Consider the following 15,904-nt stretch of genomic DNA (forward strand, 5'->3'; position numbering starts at 1 on the left):
GTGATAAAATGGCACAAGAAATGATAGAAGGCATCAATCCAACCCGGATGGAGCTTCTAAAACTAAAACAACGGGAAAAACTTGCAGTGAAAGGGCACAGTCTCCTTAAAGAGAAACGAAATGCCCTGATCATGGAGTTTTTCAACATCCTGGAACGGGTGAAGGGATCCAGGGATGAAGTTTCTCTGAAACTCCAGGAAGCCTACCAGGATTTAACAGCAGCCCAGGTAATGATGGGTGATCTGTCTGTTAAGAAAGCTGCCATGTCCGTCACTGAATCAGTGGATGTGGACATCGACTCCAGGAGTATTATGGGAGTGGTGGTGCCAGTAGTAGAGTCAGAAATCTCCCAGAGAACCATTGTGGAACGTGGTTACGGATTCATGGACACCTCAGTTAAACTGGATGAAGCTGCCCGTAAATTCGAGGAATCCATCCAGCTCATAATTGAACTGGGCGAAATCGAGAAGACCATCATGTTACTGGCTAGTGAGATTGAATCAACCAAAAGGCGTGTGAACGCCCTGGAACACATCATCATTCCCCGGCTGGAAAACACAGTCAAATATATTGAAATGAGACTGGAAGAGATGGAAAGGGAAAGCTTCGTGCGTTTGAAGATGGTCAAAAAAACCATGGAAGAATCTGAGGAGGCCATTTAATGGTTAGAATAATCACAAGACTGGACCAGGTTCGAAAAGAACAACAAAAACACGCTAAACCGGCCATTGACTTTGAGATGGGTAACATCTCCGGGAAAGTCCGAGCTATAATTGCCGATGAAGAACAGGAATTCAAAGCCGGGGAAAACAAACCAGTCCAGATCAAAAAGATCGACATAAACGCTAACCATGTCTGCTTCATCAGCGCCTACGGAACCAACAAATACGGACACACCCTGGCAGTTGGTGAAGAAACCTATCTACCAATAAGCATGGACCGAACAGCAGACCATGCCCTCTTCGCAGCAGCCCTTGACTACAAAGTGGAAAAAGATGATTTATTAGGTATTCTAATACTTTTACCTGTGGAAGTAAACTTCTAAAGGTTGAAAATAAGATTAACCTGATAAATATCTCTAATTTTTTTTTAATTTGCAAATTCAAATAAAAATCTAGTTATAATAAATTTTAGTTACTTATATTACTTATTTTATTCTCTATCTAACAGTATTCTATTATTTATTCCATTAAGTTATTTCAATTGCTAATTTAATAAAAACCAATTAAACTGTATTGTAATCATTTTAATAAATCCATAAAATAATTATTAATTGCTCATTTTACTAAAAAATCAAAAAAGAAGGGTTTAAACACCAAATAATCGCTTTTTAATATAGTCATTGAGCGGTTCTTTGGCCTCTTGAATCTGGACCAGAAGATCATCAATCACATATTTAACATCATAATATGATTCAAGGGTTTCGTAACGTTTTTTTTCCAATTTTTTCAATTCTTTGACCTTGGATTTCCCACGAACACGGGATACGATCCCTGGAGATCGGCCTTCAGCAAAGTCCATATTGATCTTCTGTTTCATTTCCATAAACTCAAGTTTAATATTTTGGATGTCATTAAGGATCCTCTTTTTAAGGTCCTTTAAGATCATCTCTCTCTGATTGAGTTCGGCTAAAATCCGTCTGGAATCAGCAATAGAATCAGCTTCCAAATCAATAGTTGAAATTTCATCAATGAGAATATGGTAATCTTTAATTTTCATCTGAGGGTACCTTTATGATTTAAAAAATCGCGGGGAGTGACCTTTAAGGTTTTACATTCAATAATATCTTAAAAAAACCATCTTCAATTTCACACCAGGTTTCCAAGTCATCATGTTCCTTTTCCATTTCCCGGACCTTGTAAAGTACGTTGGTAATGGAGTAAGTATTAAACACTCCAGTTTTGTTTTCTGGTTTTGATGATATGAGAAGAATTAAAACCTGGTCACCCTCCACCATCACATTGTAATTAATACCATTTATGTAGATGGTATCGGATAAACGAAGAAGTAGTTTAATATGTTTAATGGGAAGTCCACTTTTGCTGATAATATCCTTGATCTTATCATTTTCCCGGCACTGTTCAATGTCTATGTCCATCTTATCCCAACCCAAATAATATCATATAATTTTAAAAAAGTTGTATCCCATTGGTTTGTACGAGCTCGTTTTCAATACTCAATAATTTATACTAAACAATATTATATTCCACCCAATATATTCTTAACTATGATGAGAGGAGATGGAAACCCGGATGACAGACAGTTAAAAAAGCAGATCATGGTATTAAACCGCCACCTTCCCCAACGGAGAAAAACCCTGAAAGAACTTTTAGAGGAAGAGAAACCCCACGTGATAGGAACAGACGGATCCCGGCATCGTTTCAAGAAAAACGAGCTTGATAAAATTTCATCAATGATTCCTGAAGTATCTTGGGGACGGTTGAAGTTACCACTATATATTGAGATAAGTTCCCAGATGAGCGGCTCCAGGATAAAGGGAAAAGTGGAATGTGAACTTGTTTGCCAGATTTTGAACAAGGAAGATTGTGGTGAGGAAATCTATATTTACAGAGGGGACACAAAGATAGTAAGAAGAGAGTTACCAACCACCTCCCAGCACATATTCCTAATTAAGTGACCCTGAAATCAAATAAAAATAATCGAATCCAATATTACCAATTATGTATTTAATATATCTCAATACAACTGATTTGTTATCTAATACAGCCCATTAAACTAACACAACCACCCTAATAAATAAACTGATATAAAAATAACTAAAAGGATGAATCTGATCATGGGATTTAAAAGTATGTGGCAGAAATTGAAATCATTCAATTTAGACTTTCTATATGATTTTGATTGGGAAGAGATAAAGAAAGACCCTGATAAAATGGCCAAAGTATCTATGCTAGTTTTCGGTGCTGAAATTATGGTTACTGTCCTAATTGTAATCGGAACTATCATCTTCATTCTGGCCGTGGTATTTAGATAAATGGCAGATATTAAATAATTTTACAGGATTTTATGAATTTTGACTTAATATTTTTAACCTACTTTTTCCTTTAAAAACAAGGCATTTCAATATTAGAAAAATTAAAGGAGATATTTGAAGGAATTTCCCACATAGGACTTAAACTTTTGTATAAATTTGTTGAAATTAAATTATGATAATATTTAATTCATTTTATTTATTAAAAATTCATTAATGAATAAAACTAATAATGAAACTTACATAGGTTAACTAATTTTATAAGTAATCTCATAGGATTCAATAGTTTTAAGTTATAACTTTAAAATTATGATACATTCCTATAATCAGAGTTATGTTTATCTTATTTGCAGAGTTTCACTGAATTGTAAACTATATCAGCCAGTCTTTTTGCCGAATATACCGCATCTTCCTTTACCTGCTGAGAAGTTACAATTGTGACCATGGGTTCTCCTTTCTCAATTATCACCCCTGGATGGGGTAGGTCGAAGATCCCAGGAATGTTCAGATCGCTCCACTGTGATCGTTGTTGGGCATGGACCACCATTTTAACTGCAAATTTACTGGGAGAGGGGACTTCCTTTAATTGTCCCTGGCACGCGGCCAGGTGGAGTTCGGCCATGTTCACATCAAGTGATAGTTCTGCACATTCAAATGTTCCCTGCAGCCGAGGGTTTACTTCAATCAGGTATAGTTCCCCATTTCGAGAGATGAAATCCACCCCATTAGAACCTATTAGGGATAGGTGTCCCACAACTTTTGGGGCTAGTTCGGAGATCTTCTCACCGCCTGTGTATGGAACCAGGTTTCCACAGTATCCAAATGGCTCCTTCTGACCAAGTTCAGTGTCACCAGTGATCTGGGTGCTGGTGAGTATGGTCCTGGCCTCATCCCCACTAGAAAGAACTGAAGCACTGATATTTTCACCATGAATGAACTCCTGCAGTATCCATTGGTGGGATTCAATTTCATCCACCAGATCCCTTTCTCCCAGCATTATCTCATTATCAGATCTCATCTCAACAACAACATCCAGATCATCTGCCATTTGTACCCCGTAACCACCAGCCCCCTGACGTGGTTTTAAGATGAACTCCTTTTCTTTGGTATTCTGGATTATCTCCTGGACTTCGCAGATATCTGTAGGGAGATAAGTTTCAGGAAGATTAAATCTGTCTTTAAGTTTTTCATATAGGGAAAATTTATCCTCAACCATTTCCACATCCCTATTTCCGATAATTTTAGATGAATGGAACCAGGAAGGAGATGCGCCTGCGCAGCAGATAATACCATCTACTTCATCGGCCATTTCCAGGGCCATTTCTCTGATAATGTGTGGATGGAAGTTTTGGGTAAATCTACCACACGAGATGAGTGGTTTCTGGTCTAAAAATGATTTTGAACGGTCTGTCCAGGATTTTGAATCCGCAGTTCCGAAATAATCAGCAGAATAAACAATGTATCCTAATTTTTTAAGGGAGCAGGCCACGGCACGGGTATTTACACCCACTATTAGAATGTTTTCCATGTGATCCTCCCTTAAGAACATGTGATTAGTGTTTAGAAGAAAAATAGTCCCGAGCGGAGTCGAACCGCCGTCGCCGGTTCCAAAGACCAGCAGGATTACCACTACCCCACGGGACTAGACATTAAAAAAGGCTGCAACTGCAGCATTCACCTTTTAGGCAGAGGTGATATTTAAAGTTATCTACAAGGTATTTAAAGGGGATCATAAGACTCAGCGCGAGCCCGGCTTTGCTTTCATATCGCACTTTATCTTCAAACGACAACTTCGACATTTTCTAGGATTACTGGTGGGTATGAAATCCTTTTTTCCAATTAAAAGGTCTTGAACACGATTTATTAATGATATTATGTCTTTTTCTGATTTTTCGTCGAAATAAGCTGACCAAAAAATGTTATCAGTTCCCCTTTCCCTTAGAGCAGCCACTATATTCCTTTCATCTTTAACCATATCCTGAAAAGCCAGGCAATAGCCGTAAACCTGGTTTATTGATGATGCGAATGCCCTATTTCCTGGTTTATCATCGATGATAATGAACTGGTCAGGAGTCATCCATACTTCATCGATGTATCCCCTGATACCGTAAAGTTTGGATATAACCGGGAGTTCTCGAGATAGGAGTTCTGTAGTTAGGGATTTCTCCAGCATCCCTTCAAAGGTGGTGGGTTCGGCATCCTTTTGGAATTCCATCTCTAACCGGGTATGTTCCTCAGTTCCAATAACCATTTTCAGGGTGGGTTTTACTTCCACACCCCTAACATTTTCAAGGTATATGCTGTACTCACAGTATCCCTGCTTGTTGAGCCAGCTGATGGGGAAATTGTTACGTCCATCAATTATCATCACCTGGGATATTTCAGGGTGGGGTTGAGAACTGGTTTTGGGCATGGAAAACACCATAAAATAATTTTCAAATTATTTCTCAATATTATTTGAATCTTTGTTATGATTTGGATATATTTGAAGTGGAATTCTGTTCCAAACACTGAACATGGAATTAATTAACATTATAGATTTTAATTTTACTACTATGAAATTGTTGAGATATAAGCCTCCTATAAATCTGTTAAGACATAAGAATAAAAATTTTAGGGTAGAGTATTTGAAAAGTAATCAAATTACTCTGAAAAATTCTAGTAACCCTTAAAGTAAGATTTTTTTTGAAGAATAATCAGATTACTCAAGTATGAGAGTTAATCTTCCTTTTCTTCTTCTTTTTTGGTGAGGCGGCTCCTGAGAACAGTCCAGATATCCCCCTTATCCTCCTCAAAATCCTTATTTTTAATTTTACTATCTTCTTTAATTTTAGATTTCAGATTAGTAATATCATCAGGCTTATTAGATTCTAGATCAGCGGATGGTTTATTAAATGCCTGTTGTTCCGTCTTGAGTTTTTCGGTGATCCTTCTTTCCTCTTTCAGGGCATTGATCAGTTTCTCCCTATCACTTTCCAGGGTTTTGACCTTTTCTTCAAGTTCCTGAAGGTTCCTACGAGTTTTATTATGTTTACTGAATAATTCTTTGTAGGTTCGGGACAGTTTACTGTGTTTCCACTCCAAATCTTCGAAATCAGCTTTATACTGGGCGAGTTTACTTTCATATTCATCTTCTATACCAGAAGCATCTTTGAATTCACCATTTTCATCAACGAGATCGGATAGATCATCCTGGGGTATGATGAACACTTCCATACTGCAATCCAGATTATCTGAGCGTTTCAGGGGAACCAGGTACTGGTTGTATTCATAGGTCTTTTTCTGGCCGCCCACTGTTTTTTTGGTCTTTTTCTTATAGCACTTGACCGCAGATTTAACTAGCTTCACCATGTAAAAAAACTCTCCTTTATCTATATCCCTATTGGTAAGAGGGTCTTTTATAGTTGATGATGGCCTGAAGTACCAGCCCCTATGCCCATCTACTAATTCAAATCAACACCATAGTTTAAGGCATATAACAACTTACAGAGAAAACATAAACGATTCTAAGTTATATTTCCCACCCAATATTTTCTGGACATCCATATATCATGATTTAACCTAAATAACATATCGAATGGGATAATTATATTAAATGGATTAGCTTATGATTAAATGAATTGAATTCAGGATAATACAAAGTTTCTGGATAATAAAAGATTGAATAATTTTGGATGCCCCTAAAAAGAAAGAAGTGTAACGATATTATGAAGACTGATAAACCAATCCTAGGATACGATCGGTTCCTGATGATGGCTATTTTCAATGAAGAGTCTGTCACCCTGGAAGAACTAGAAGATAAAACTGTGCTTTTCTTATCACTCATATGGTACCAGCAGTTACCTGAAAAAGAGGAACCACTGATGGAAAGATTGTTTTTCACATTATCCCATCTAAGATCAGAGTTAGAAGATCAGCGGAAGAGTAAAAAGGTTGGTAAAACCGAAGAAGAATGTGATAAGCTTATCCAAAAGGGGTGGGTGAAACTGGAAGATGATCATTATTCTGTAACTGGAGATGGAGAAAAAGAGGCCCAAAAATTTGTTAAAAATATGGAAAAAAAGGCTTCTCTGGTTCGGAAGGATTTTTTTAAACCTGCAGCCGCAGCCCGGAACACCACTGTATTAGATGCCTTTTTAGCAGTGATGAAATTAGGATCAGGTCTGATCAGTGGAAGTGTGGGACTGACTGCAGATGGTACTGATGCCACCATGGACACTGTTTCTGCATTTATGGTGTGGCTGGGAATCAAGTACCACCGGGAAACCCTTAGTACTCTCCTGGTGATATTCGGATTATTCTTTGCCGCCCTCAGCATTGGTTATGATTCAGTGACCCACCTTATAAGCGCCTTTTATGGGACACTGACCCCTATGGGCATGCCATTCCTGGTGATAGCAGTGGAGGGAATTGCCATCCTGGCAGCTGTCTTCCTATTCTATTACCAGCGTTACGTGGGAAAGGTGAATTCCAATCTAACTCTAATCTCCCAGTCAGTGGACTCTAAGAACCATATATTCATAGGTTTATCAGTGATTGCTGGTGCAATTTTCACTTTACAGGGGATTTACTTTGTAGATGCCCTTATAGCATTATTCATTTCCATCGGAATCTTCAAAGATGCTACCGACTTACTCAGAGAGGCAATTTCAGCCCGTAAGGGGAAAGAAGAAAATTATTCCCAGTACAAACTTCCCCTGGAGGAATGTTGGGAAGGGAATAAAATGATGGCCTTCCAGAACTGGGTACTGTACATCCTGTGGACTACAGAGAAAAAAACCAGAGTTGAAATTGTTTCCTCCCTGAAGACTGCTTTCAGTCCCGGGAACTATATTCCCGTACTATCTGAGCTTAAAGCCACTTGCAAAGATACTCATGACTTTGAAGGAGATTTTGAAGGACTGATAAACCCCCTGAAAGAGCATAAACTCATAAATGAAGATGGAAAACACTACACTTTAACTGAAAATGGAGTAAAGTACTTGGAAGACTTTATGAGTAATTTCGACTACTACAATGTGCACCTGTCGGATACCATCCTCCTGGCCATGGCTGAGGATGTGTATTAATAAAAACATAAGGGAGAAAAAAAACTCTCCCATATGTTTTTCTTAGTTAAAACAATAAAAAAAAGAGGGACTTTGATTAAACCAATAAAGATTTATTTATTTTTTAATTCAACGTTGTATTAAACTTCAATAATTGATAAACTTTATTTCTAGTTTTGTTAGCTGTTTGAACTATCTTGTTTGTATATAATTTTAATATAATCAATAATTGATCTATTCGTTATAGTTCTGTTTAACGAAGTAAAGATAATACGTTTTAACAACGTGTAAACTCCATAAATAAGCGAATTTAATAAAAAAAATATATCCTCAATTTTATATTATAACTGAGGATTAATTTTATAGTCAAATTTACATCAAACTCTGCTCTTTTTTGCTGAATATCAATGCAGATATCAAGATCATTAGCACTGCGAAAATCGTTACCACAATGACATCCACATATAATGGAAGTACTGATTGGTGTAGAATTATATTCCGCAGAGCATCCACTCCATAAGTTAATGGGTTGATGTAAACCGCTGCTTGTAACCAGGAAGGAAGTCCAGTTATGGGGAAGAGAGCTCCACTAAGAAGGAATATGGGCATTACAATGAAACTCATGATGAGGTTGAACCCTTCCATACTATCGGTGAACGATGCAATCAAAAGGCCCATTCCAGATAGGCCCATGGAAATTAAGATTATCACTCCGGTGGATAACAGAAGAGTGTAGATGTCCATGGGGACACTGACCACAAATGAGAGAAGGAGAAGTATCACTCCCTGGATAAGAGCAGTAGTGCTGATTCCAATTGCTTTTCCCAAGACAATTGAAGGTCGGGATATGGGAGCTACCAGTATCTCCTTTAAAAATCCGAACTGGCGGTCCTGTATCACAGAAAGCCCGGAAAACACCGAGGTAAATAGGATGGTTTGGGCTATTATCCCTGGAAAGATGAATGCCTGGTAACCTCCCGACATGTTACCAAACCTTATGGCTGAACCCAGCCCAGTTCCAAATATAAGAAGCCATAAAAGGGGTGTTACCACCGAAGTTAGGATACGTGACCGGTAACGGAGGAATTTCTTGTTCTCCCGGAGCCAAATGGTGTAAATTCCCTCAATTTCTGCCATAAACCTATCCCCCCTCCCCCTGAATGGTTCTACCCGTGTACTTAAGAAACACATCCTCCAGGTTAGGATGTTCCAGTTCTATAGAGTATACGAAGATTTTATGTTCATTGGCAAAATTCACCAGCTCCGCCACCAAATTTTCACCCCGCTCTACCATTAACTTAATCTCAGAGTCCATCACAAAGGTTTCTCTGACAAAATCCAGTTTCTCTACTTCTTCCGTGAACTTCTTAATATTATCCACATGCATGGTGATGGTGTCTGCTTTTAACTCCCTTTTCAAGTTTTGAGGTGAATTTGAAGTTATGATCTGTCCCTGGTTGATGATGGCCACCTCATCACAGAGTTTATCCGCCTCTTCCATGTAATGCGTGGTCATAAGGACTGAAACATCCTGATTCTGGTTTAAATCCTTAATATACTCCCAAATACTTTCCCGGGTCTGTGGATCCAAACCCAGGGTGGGTTCATCCAGGAAAAGAACCTTAGGATGATGTATAAGCCCCCTTCCAATTTCCAGTCGACGTTTCATCCCTCCGGAGTAGGTTTTAACGAATTCATCCGCCTTCTTACCCAGGGCAATAAGATCCAGTATTTCATCAATACGACTCTGGCGAATATCCTTGGGCACACCATAGAGTGAAGCATGCATCTGGAGGTGTTCACGACCTGTGAGCATGTCATCCAGTGCCCGGGACTGGAAAACTATTCCAATGGACTCTCGGACCTCTTTAGGATGTTTAGTGACATCATAACCATTAACAGTGGCTGATCCACTGGTGGGATGCAGTATGGTGCATAGCATAGAGATTAATGTGGTTTTACCCGCCCCATTCGGCCCTAAAACTCCGTAAACACTATTTTTAGGCACATTAAGATTCACTCCGTTAACTGCGGTGAAATCATCATATTTTTTAGATATATTATGGGTTTGGATGATGTATTCCATGCTTTTCCTCCAGTCGAAATAAATTTATCTTAAATGAAACTGGGTGCTGGTAAGATTTAATAATATCGAAGAATCCATTTCATGATATTAATTTATCATTAAAATTATTAATTTTAAGCTACATAACTATTAGATCAAGTAGAATCATTAGGTTGGATAAACTCTGAATATGAGAAAAAATTAAGTTATAATTTCAAAATTAAGAAAAGGGGGAAATGTTATTGATGGTTAAACTGATTAAATCAGCGGGAATAGCCCATCACTCTTATTTTATTGGAGCCAGTGGTCGGGCAATTGTGGTTGATCCCCGTAGGGATGTGGAGGTTTATCTGGATCTTGCAGAATCATGGGGGCTGGATATTACCCACATCTTTGAAACCCACCGTAACGAGGACTACATTATTGGTTCGGTGGAACTGGCTCATACCACTGGGGCGGAAATATTTCACGGTGAAAACCTGGATTTTGCCTACGGTAACCCGGTGAAGGATGGAGATAAGTTTCAGTTTGGTAACATAGAACTGGAAGTTCTTGATACTCCTGGACACACTTTAGAAAGCATATCCCTGGTTTTAAGAGACCTAAGTGTGTCGGAAGATGCCCAGATGGCATTTACCGGGGATGTGATCTTTGCCGGAGAGACAGGGCGAGTTGATTTTTACGGAGTTGATCGACGTCCAGAGATGGCAGGATTGTTATACGATAGCTTGTTTAACAAGATTCTCCCATTGGGTGATCAGACTGTTCTTTGCCCAGCTCATGGTGCGGGTTCAGTTTGTGGGGCGGATATACGGGAACATGATTACACCACTGTGGGTTATGAGAAGAAAACCAATCACCAACTACAGGTCAGTAGGGAAAAGTTTATCCAGCTTAAAACTGCTGAAGAACTATACACACCACCCTATTTCCAGAAAATGGAATTTTATAACCAAAATGGAGTGCAAATATTAGGCAGACTTCCCTATATTAATGCTTTAAATCCTAGGATCTTGAAGAACATGATGAAAGACCGACTTTGTATCCTGGATATCAGGAAACCCACCAGTTTTGCAGGGGGACATATAAATGGTAGTCTGAACATCTGGAGGGAGGGTGTTCCTGCCTTTGCGGGATGGTTCTTGAACTACCAAGACCCCATTGTGTTGGTTGATGACCATGACCACCGAATGGATGAGGTTCGCCAATCACTGGTCAGACTGGGTTTTGATAACATTTATGGTTATCTGGCAGGGGGTTTTCCCAGCTGGTATCTCCATGCAGAGCATCTAGACACTCTAAATCTGTGGAGTGTTCACCAATTAAAAGAGGAACTGGGAGGGGATTTCTTCCTACTGGATGTGCGTAAACTAGAAGACCACACTGAAGGTTACATTGAGGGGTCCCATCATATCTATGTAGGGGAATTACCAGAGAAAATTGGGGAAATACCCCAAGATGTTCCAGTGGTTGTCTACTGTGATTCAGGTTACAAATCCACCACTGCATGTAGTTATCTTAAAAAATGTGGTTACACTGATTTAACCAGCGTTCTGGGGAGTATGACTGCCTGGACTAATGCAGGTTACCCTGTGGTTAATGAATGATCTGGGAAGGATGGTTTATCATGGAATTGCTTTATCACTTTTTTATTTTATCCATATTTCTTATGGAAAAATATAATATTGGCATAGACAACAATTTAACTATAAATATTTAAGGGGTGATGCTTTTGGACATTCTTAAAATTCCATCCATGGAAAAAAAGGAATATGATGAATTTATCGGGAAACAATACGTTAGTAGAATTGCTTTTAAAGGGGATTATCCCTATATTGCTCCATTTTTGTATGTTTTTGATGGGAAATTCATCTACTTCCTCAGCACCAAATATGGTAAAAAAGTGGAACTCATCAAGAGTGACCCTCAGGTTGCAGTGGAGATTGAAAAATACAGTGCAGACATGGCACAGTATCGTTTCGTGACACTGCGTGGCCAGATAAAGGAGGTTACCAGTGAAGTGGAAAAAATTGATGTTAAGGAAAGGTTCGTGGATATGATCAGAGAAAAAGATCTCTCACCCAATGTACTGTCTGCCCTGGGACATTCACCCCAAGACCAACCTGAATCCATATTAAATGAAGATAAGTGTAATGTTTGGAAATTAGTGAATGTTAAGGAAATTGTAGCCCTTAAAAACTCTTAATCCCCTAAAATCAACTTTTTTTCATGAAATCATTAAACAAATATTAATTAATAATAAAGGAGGTTTGATTGGGTATGGAAGGTTTTAATTTAAGAGAAATTCCCAAATTAGTGGCCTCGGTACTTATAGTTTTCTTTTCTGGCGCAATAGGGAGTTTAGCCACTTATCCAGAGATAACAACCTGGTATGCGGCCCTGGCTAAACCAAGCTGGACTCCTCCCAACGCATGGTTCGGCCCCATATGGTCCACTCTTTACATTCTTATTGGAATTGCCCTTTTCCTGGTTTGGAGACAGGGATTAGATAGGCGTGATGTTCGATTTGCCATTGGGATATTCGCGGTGCAACTAGTATTGAATGTTCTATGGTCTCTGGTGTTCTTTGGATTGCACTCAATAATAGGTGGATTTGTGATTATATTCCTGCTCTGGATAACTATCTTAGCCAACATGATTGCTTTTTATGTTATTTCCAAACCTGCAGGACTCTTAATGGTGCCCTACATAATCTGGGTGAGCATTGCATCCTACCTGAACTATAGTGTGCTCATGTTGAATTAAAACCACCGAAAACTCTTATTTTATTTTTTTAAACCCTTAAATGAAATCATATCCTTGTAATGGGATGGAAAATGGGATGCTATGACTTGTCCAAAGAGGAAATGCAAAAATTAGTCCTTAAAATGGAAAATGATTAATAAAAGACCTTAAAAATAGTAAACCCACCTCCATTATTCATAGATGATGATTTTTATATTCTAAAAATGTCTCCTCTATTTTAGGAAGGATTTATCATGGTCAGGATCTTTTCAAAAGAGATATAATTCAGTTGGCAGGTCAACTTCTGGAAAATGATGATGAAAAGGTTCGGCAGGTGGGGGTGTACCTTCGGGGGAAATGGGAAAGATTAACCCGGGAAGAATTGTATTTACCAGTCAATTATAGGGCAATTCACTGAATTTAATGATGAATTTAGTGCCATTAGTCCTATCAATTTCCATTTCACCGTTTAATTGATTTACTAATGTATTAACAACCATCAAACCGAGTTTTTTGGATTTTTGGGGATCCAGATTTTCCGGTAAACCGATTCCATCATCCTCAATGATTAGTATATGAGCATCATCATCGGTTTTTAATTCAATTTTTATGATACCCTTTCCCTGTGGAAAAGCATGTTTGATGCTATTGGTTGCCAGTTCATTGATTACCAGACCACAGGGCATAGCAGTCTCGATACCCATCTTCACGCCTTTTATCCGCATTTCCAGGATAACAGATTTCTTATTCACACGATAAAGGTTGAAAATGTCATATAACAACATTTCCACATAGTTTTTAAAGTTTATACGTCCAATATCCTGTGATTGGTATATGTTTTCATGGATCATGGCCATGGCCCTGACCCTCCCCTGACATTCCCAGAGTATATCTGCAGTTTGTGGATCTTCCACCTGAAGGCGTTGTAAGCTCAGAAGACTGGATATGATCTGCAAATTGTTCTTAACCCGATGATGGATTTCCCTTAACAAAACTTCTTTCTCTTTTAAAGAATATTTAAGACTATTTTCAACATTTTTAAGTTCTGTGATGTCTTCCATAATTAGCAGAATGCCAATCACAGTAGTTTTAGTTTTTATTAGAGATGGTCGGACTCTGAAGATTATTTTCTTCCCCTCTTTATTTTATAAGATCCATTCAACTTGTTTTAATTCATTTCCAGAGATCAGATCATTTAGAATCTTCCGGGATTCTTCATTGTGCATCCCCATCATGGATCCCATATGCAAAAAGTTTTGGCCAATAATTTCCCCATTTTTAAACCCGAAAGTCTCTTTAAACTTCCCATTGAATTCTACAATGTTTCCTTGGCAGTCAAAAAGAATTATAGCCTCTGCTGCGTTTTCAAAAATACTTTTAAACCTTTCTTGAGATTCTTTAATCGCCATTTTAGATCTTCGTAGTTCAGTCATGTCTAAAATAGAGGCCATACTCTTTTCGGTGCCAGGGATCATGGCCACAGTTAGATGAACAGGCTTAACAGCACCTTTACGAGTAACAATTCTTGCTTCATAATTTCGAGGAGCATAGTCCGGATTTACTCTACGTAACTGGTGGTACTCTTTCATCTGGGAAATGTCTTCCTGGGAAAAAATTTCAGTCCACTCCATTTTACCCTCAATCTCATTCTTGGAATACCCAGTTAATGATGTAAATTGCATATTCACCAGGGAAATCAACTTATTCTCTTCGATTATAACTGTTGCTGCACCAGTATTTTCAAAAATAGTTTGATAATAAGTTTCCTGGGATTGTTTAAGTTTATTTTCCATTTGTTTCTTGTAAAGAGCCACTTCAATGGATATTTTTAATTTGCGAATGTCGTAGGGTTTTACCAAGTACCCATAAGGTGCGCTGATAAGGGCCCGGTTAACAGTGGCATCATCTGGAAGTGCTGAAATGTATATAACTGGTATTTCATGTTTTGAAATAGCTTGAGCAGCAGTAATACCATCCATTTTACCCTTAAGAAGAATATCCATAAGTATAATGTCCGGTTTTAATGTGTTGGCTTTTTCAATCGCTTCTTCACCATAAGATGCAATAGCCATCACATCATAGCCCATAGCCTGGAGGCTTCTCTTTAAATTCATAGCCTCCACCATTTCATCTTCTACCAGGAGAATCTTTGCCAAATGTTGCACCTCTAACACATATTTTAGATGATCATCATATTTTGATCATTACCGACATTTTATAATCTATTGGTGTTTAAGAATTAATAATTACTGTTAAACCAGAACCACCTATTAAAAAATGATTAACTGGGATTTTTTATAAGTATAACCCTTAATTTTTTCATATTTTGTTTTGAATCGAATTAATTTCATTTTAAAAAAGAGAAGAAATGTATCATCCGGGTTAATATATCTTTTAATCATACGAATATTGACAGTTGATGTGTTAATTACATAAACTATATATTGAACTATTGAATATATATTCACAACATGGCAAGGCCCCGGAGATTTAGAAGAATTTCAGAAGAACCACAAATACGATGTTTTAAACCAGAAAGAGAAGATTTAGAATCTATTGAACCTATTGAAATATTAATTGATGAATTTGAAGCAATCAGATTAAGAGACTATCATGATATCCAACAAAAAAGATCTGCTGAAATAATGGGGGTTTCACAACCCACATTTCATCGCATATTAAGCTCCGCCCGGAAAAAAATAGCCAATGCACTGATTAACGGTAATTCTATAATCATAGCCGGGAAAGACCAGCTATTCAGATACAAATGCAATGATTGCAAATTCCAATGGCAAAACCCCCGTAAAGAGTATAAAAACTGTCCAGACTGCAGATCTGCCAATATAATCACCATCGAAGATTATCAAGAAACCGAAGAATCACTTTTACATCGAAAGTCTTATGGTGGTAGGGGAATCGGAGCAGGACCTCCAACAGTTTGCAAATGTCCCCATTGTGGTTATGAATCTCCTAAGACAATAAAAGTGCCATGTAGCAATACAAAATGTCCTAAATGCGAAACTCCCCTCTGTGGAACTTGAAGAATACTAAAAA

At 38.1% G+C, this 15,904-nt stretch carries 19 protein-coding genes and 1 tRNA gene; 10 read left to right on the forward strand and 10 right to left on the reverse strand.

The genetic code is table 11. From position 1 onward, the window contains the following. Positions 1 to 8: 8 nt before the first annotated feature. Both BK009_RS07065 and BK009_RS07070 read left to right on the forward strand, forming a co-directional pair. Positions 9 to 662, forward strand: a complete 654-nt coding sequence (locus tag BK009_RS07065; protein ID WP_100905660.1) for a V-type ATP synthase subunit D — start codon at positions 9 to 11, stop codon at positions 660 to 662. Next, the gene (locus BK009_RS07070) at positions 662 to 1,045 is read left to right on the forward strand and encodes a DUF22 domain-containing protein (protein WP_100905659.1); all 384 of its coding nucleotides are present in this window, start codon (positions 662 to 664) and stop codon (positions 1,043 to 1,045) included. Before BK009_RS07065 ends, BK009_RS07070 begins: the two co-directional genes overlap by 1 nt. Before the next feature lie 263 nt (positions 1,046 to 1,308). Here the strand turns inward: BK009_RS07070 and BK009_RS07075 are convergent, their stop codons facing one another. Together BK009_RS07075 and BK009_RS07080 are read right to left on the reverse strand one after the other, a co-directional pair. Next, positions 1,309 to 1,719, reverse strand: a complete 411-nt coding sequence (locus BK009_RS07075) for a hypothetical protein (protein ID WP_100905658.1) — start codon at positions 1,717 to 1,719, stop codon at positions 1,309 to 1,311. 43 nt (positions 1,720 to 1,762) lie between these two features. After that, positions 1,763 to 2,098, reverse strand: a complete 336-nt coding sequence (locus BK009_RS07080; protein WP_100906727.1) for a hypothetical protein — start codon at positions 2,096 to 2,098, stop codon at positions 1,763 to 1,765. A gap of 132 nt (positions 2,099 to 2,230) precedes the next feature. On the opposite strand from BK009_RS07080, the gene BK009_RS07085 reads away from it, so the two are divergent. Next, a complete protein-coding gene (locus BK009_RS07085) occupies positions 2,231 to 2,638 on the forward strand; it encodes a DUF61 family protein (RefSeq protein WP_335645223.1) in 408 nt (135 codons plus the stop codon). Between the two features lie 159 nt (positions 2,639 to 2,797). Continuing rightward, entirely contained in the window at positions 2,798 to 2,995 is a 198-nt protein-coding gene (locus BK009_RS07090) for a hypothetical protein (protein ID WP_232728058.1), read from the forward strand. Positions 2,996 to 3,335: 340 nt separating this feature from the next. Here BK009_RS07090 and BK009_RS07095 read toward each other — a convergent pair whose 3' ends face one another. From BK009_RS07095 to BK009_RS07110, 4 genes are all read right to left on the reverse strand, one after another. Beyond that, positions 3,336 to 4,520, reverse strand: a complete 1,185-nt coding sequence (locus BK009_RS07095) for an ATP-grasp domain-containing protein (protein ID WP_100905656.1) — start codon at positions 4,518 to 4,520, stop codon at positions 3,336 to 3,338. A 44-nt stretch (positions 4,521 to 4,564) separates the two neighbouring features. After that, positions 4,565 to 4,636: transfer RNA gene (locus BK009_RS07100), tRNA-Gln, on the reverse strand. 94 nt (positions 4,637 to 4,730) lie between these two features. Further along, positions 4,731 to 5,405, reverse strand: coding sequence for a CRISPR-associated protein Cas4 (locus BK009_RS07105; protein ID WP_100905655.1), 675 nt, complete (start codon positions 5,403 to 5,405; stop codon positions 4,731 to 4,733). Between the two features lie 305 nt (positions 5,406 to 5,710). Beyond that, positions 5,711 to 6,343 carry a hypothetical protein gene (locus BK009_RS07110; RefSeq protein ID WP_236950962.1) on the reverse strand — a complete coding sequence of 211 codons (633 nt, stop codon included), beginning with the start codon at positions 6,341 to 6,343 and terminating at the stop codon, positions 5,711 to 5,713. Positions 6,344 to 6,699: 356 nt separating this feature from the next. Between BK009_RS07110 and BK009_RS07115 the strand changes: the two genes are divergently transcribed. Further along, on the forward strand, positions 6,700 to 8,061 hold the full coding sequence (locus BK009_RS07115; RefSeq protein WP_100909304.1) for a cation diffusion facilitator family transporter: 1,362 nt from the start codon (positions 6,700 to 6,702) through the stop codon (positions 8,059 to 8,061). A 351-nt stretch (positions 8,062 to 8,412) separates the two neighbouring features. Here the strand turns inward: BK009_RS07115 and BK009_RS07120 are convergent, their stop codons facing one another. Together BK009_RS07120 and BK009_RS07125 are read right to left on the reverse strand one after the other, a co-directional pair. After that, entirely contained in the window at positions 8,413 to 9,177 is a 765-nt protein-coding gene (locus BK009_RS07120) for an ABC transporter permease (protein WP_100906725.1), read from the reverse strand. A 4-nt stretch (positions 9,178 to 9,181) separates the two neighbouring features. Beyond that, positions 9,182 to 10,126, reverse strand: a complete 945-nt coding sequence (locus tag BK009_RS07125; protein WP_100909305.1) for an ATP-binding cassette domain-containing protein — start codon at positions 10,124 to 10,126, stop codon at positions 9,182 to 9,184. A 224-nt stretch (positions 10,127 to 10,350) separates the two neighbouring features. Between BK009_RS07125 and BK009_RS07130 the strand changes: the two genes are divergently transcribed. From BK009_RS07130 to BK009_RS12800, 4 genes are all read left to right on the forward strand, one after another. Then, positions 10,351 to 11,712, forward strand: a complete 1,362-nt coding sequence (locus tag BK009_RS07130) for an MBL fold metallo-hydrolase (protein ID WP_100909736.1) — start codon at positions 10,351 to 10,353, stop codon at positions 11,710 to 11,712. A gap of 119 nt (positions 11,713 to 11,831) precedes the next feature. Beyond that, positions 11,832 to 12,311 carry a pyridoxamine 5'-phosphate oxidase family protein gene (locus tag BK009_RS07135; protein ID WP_335645222.1) on the forward strand — a complete coding sequence of 160 codons (480 nt, stop codon included), beginning with the start codon at positions 11,832 to 11,834 and terminating at the stop codon, positions 12,309 to 12,311. 74 nt (positions 12,312 to 12,385) lie between these two features. Further along, positions 12,386 to 12,871: a TspO/MBR family protein gene (locus tag BK009_RS07140; protein ID WP_100906723.1), complete on the forward strand. Its 486-nt coding sequence runs from the start codon at positions 12,386 to 12,388 to the stop codon at positions 12,869 to 12,871. Between the two features lie 268 nt (positions 12,872 to 13,139). Beyond that, positions 13,140 to 13,268, forward strand: a complete 129-nt coding sequence (locus BK009_RS12800; RefSeq protein WP_257790619.1) for a hypothetical protein — start codon at positions 13,140 to 13,142, stop codon at positions 13,266 to 13,268. Here the strand turns inward: BK009_RS12800 and BK009_RS12655 are convergent. Both BK009_RS12655 and BK009_RS12660 read right to left on the reverse strand, forming a co-directional pair. Beyond that, positions 13,246 to 13,911, reverse strand: coding sequence for a sensor histidine kinase (locus tag BK009_RS12655; protein WP_236950963.1), 666 nt, complete (start codon positions 13,909 to 13,911; stop codon positions 13,246 to 13,248). The genes BK009_RS12800 and BK009_RS12655 overlap by 23 nt on opposite strands. A gap of 84 nt (positions 13,912 to 13,995) precedes the next feature. Then, complete coding sequence (locus BK009_RS12660) at positions 13,996 to 15,006, reverse strand: PAS domain S-box protein (RefSeq protein WP_236950964.1); 1,011 nt, start codon at positions 15,004 to 15,006, stop codon at positions 13,996 to 13,998. A gap of 315 nt (positions 15,007 to 15,321) precedes the next feature. On the opposite strand from BK009_RS12660, the gene BK009_RS07150 reads away from it, so the two are divergent. Continuing rightward, on the forward strand, positions 15,322 to 15,891 hold the full coding sequence (locus BK009_RS07150; protein ID WP_100909306.1) for a DUF134 domain-containing protein: 570 nt from the start codon (positions 15,322 to 15,324) through the stop codon (positions 15,889 to 15,891). Positions 15,892 to 15,904: the final 13 nt, after the last annotated feature.

It is taken from the genome of Methanobacterium subterraneum (assembly GCF_002813695.1).
Taxonomy (GTDB): Archaea; Methanobacteriota; Methanobacteria; order Methanobacteriales; family Methanobacteriaceae; genus Methanobacterium; species Methanobacterium subterraneum.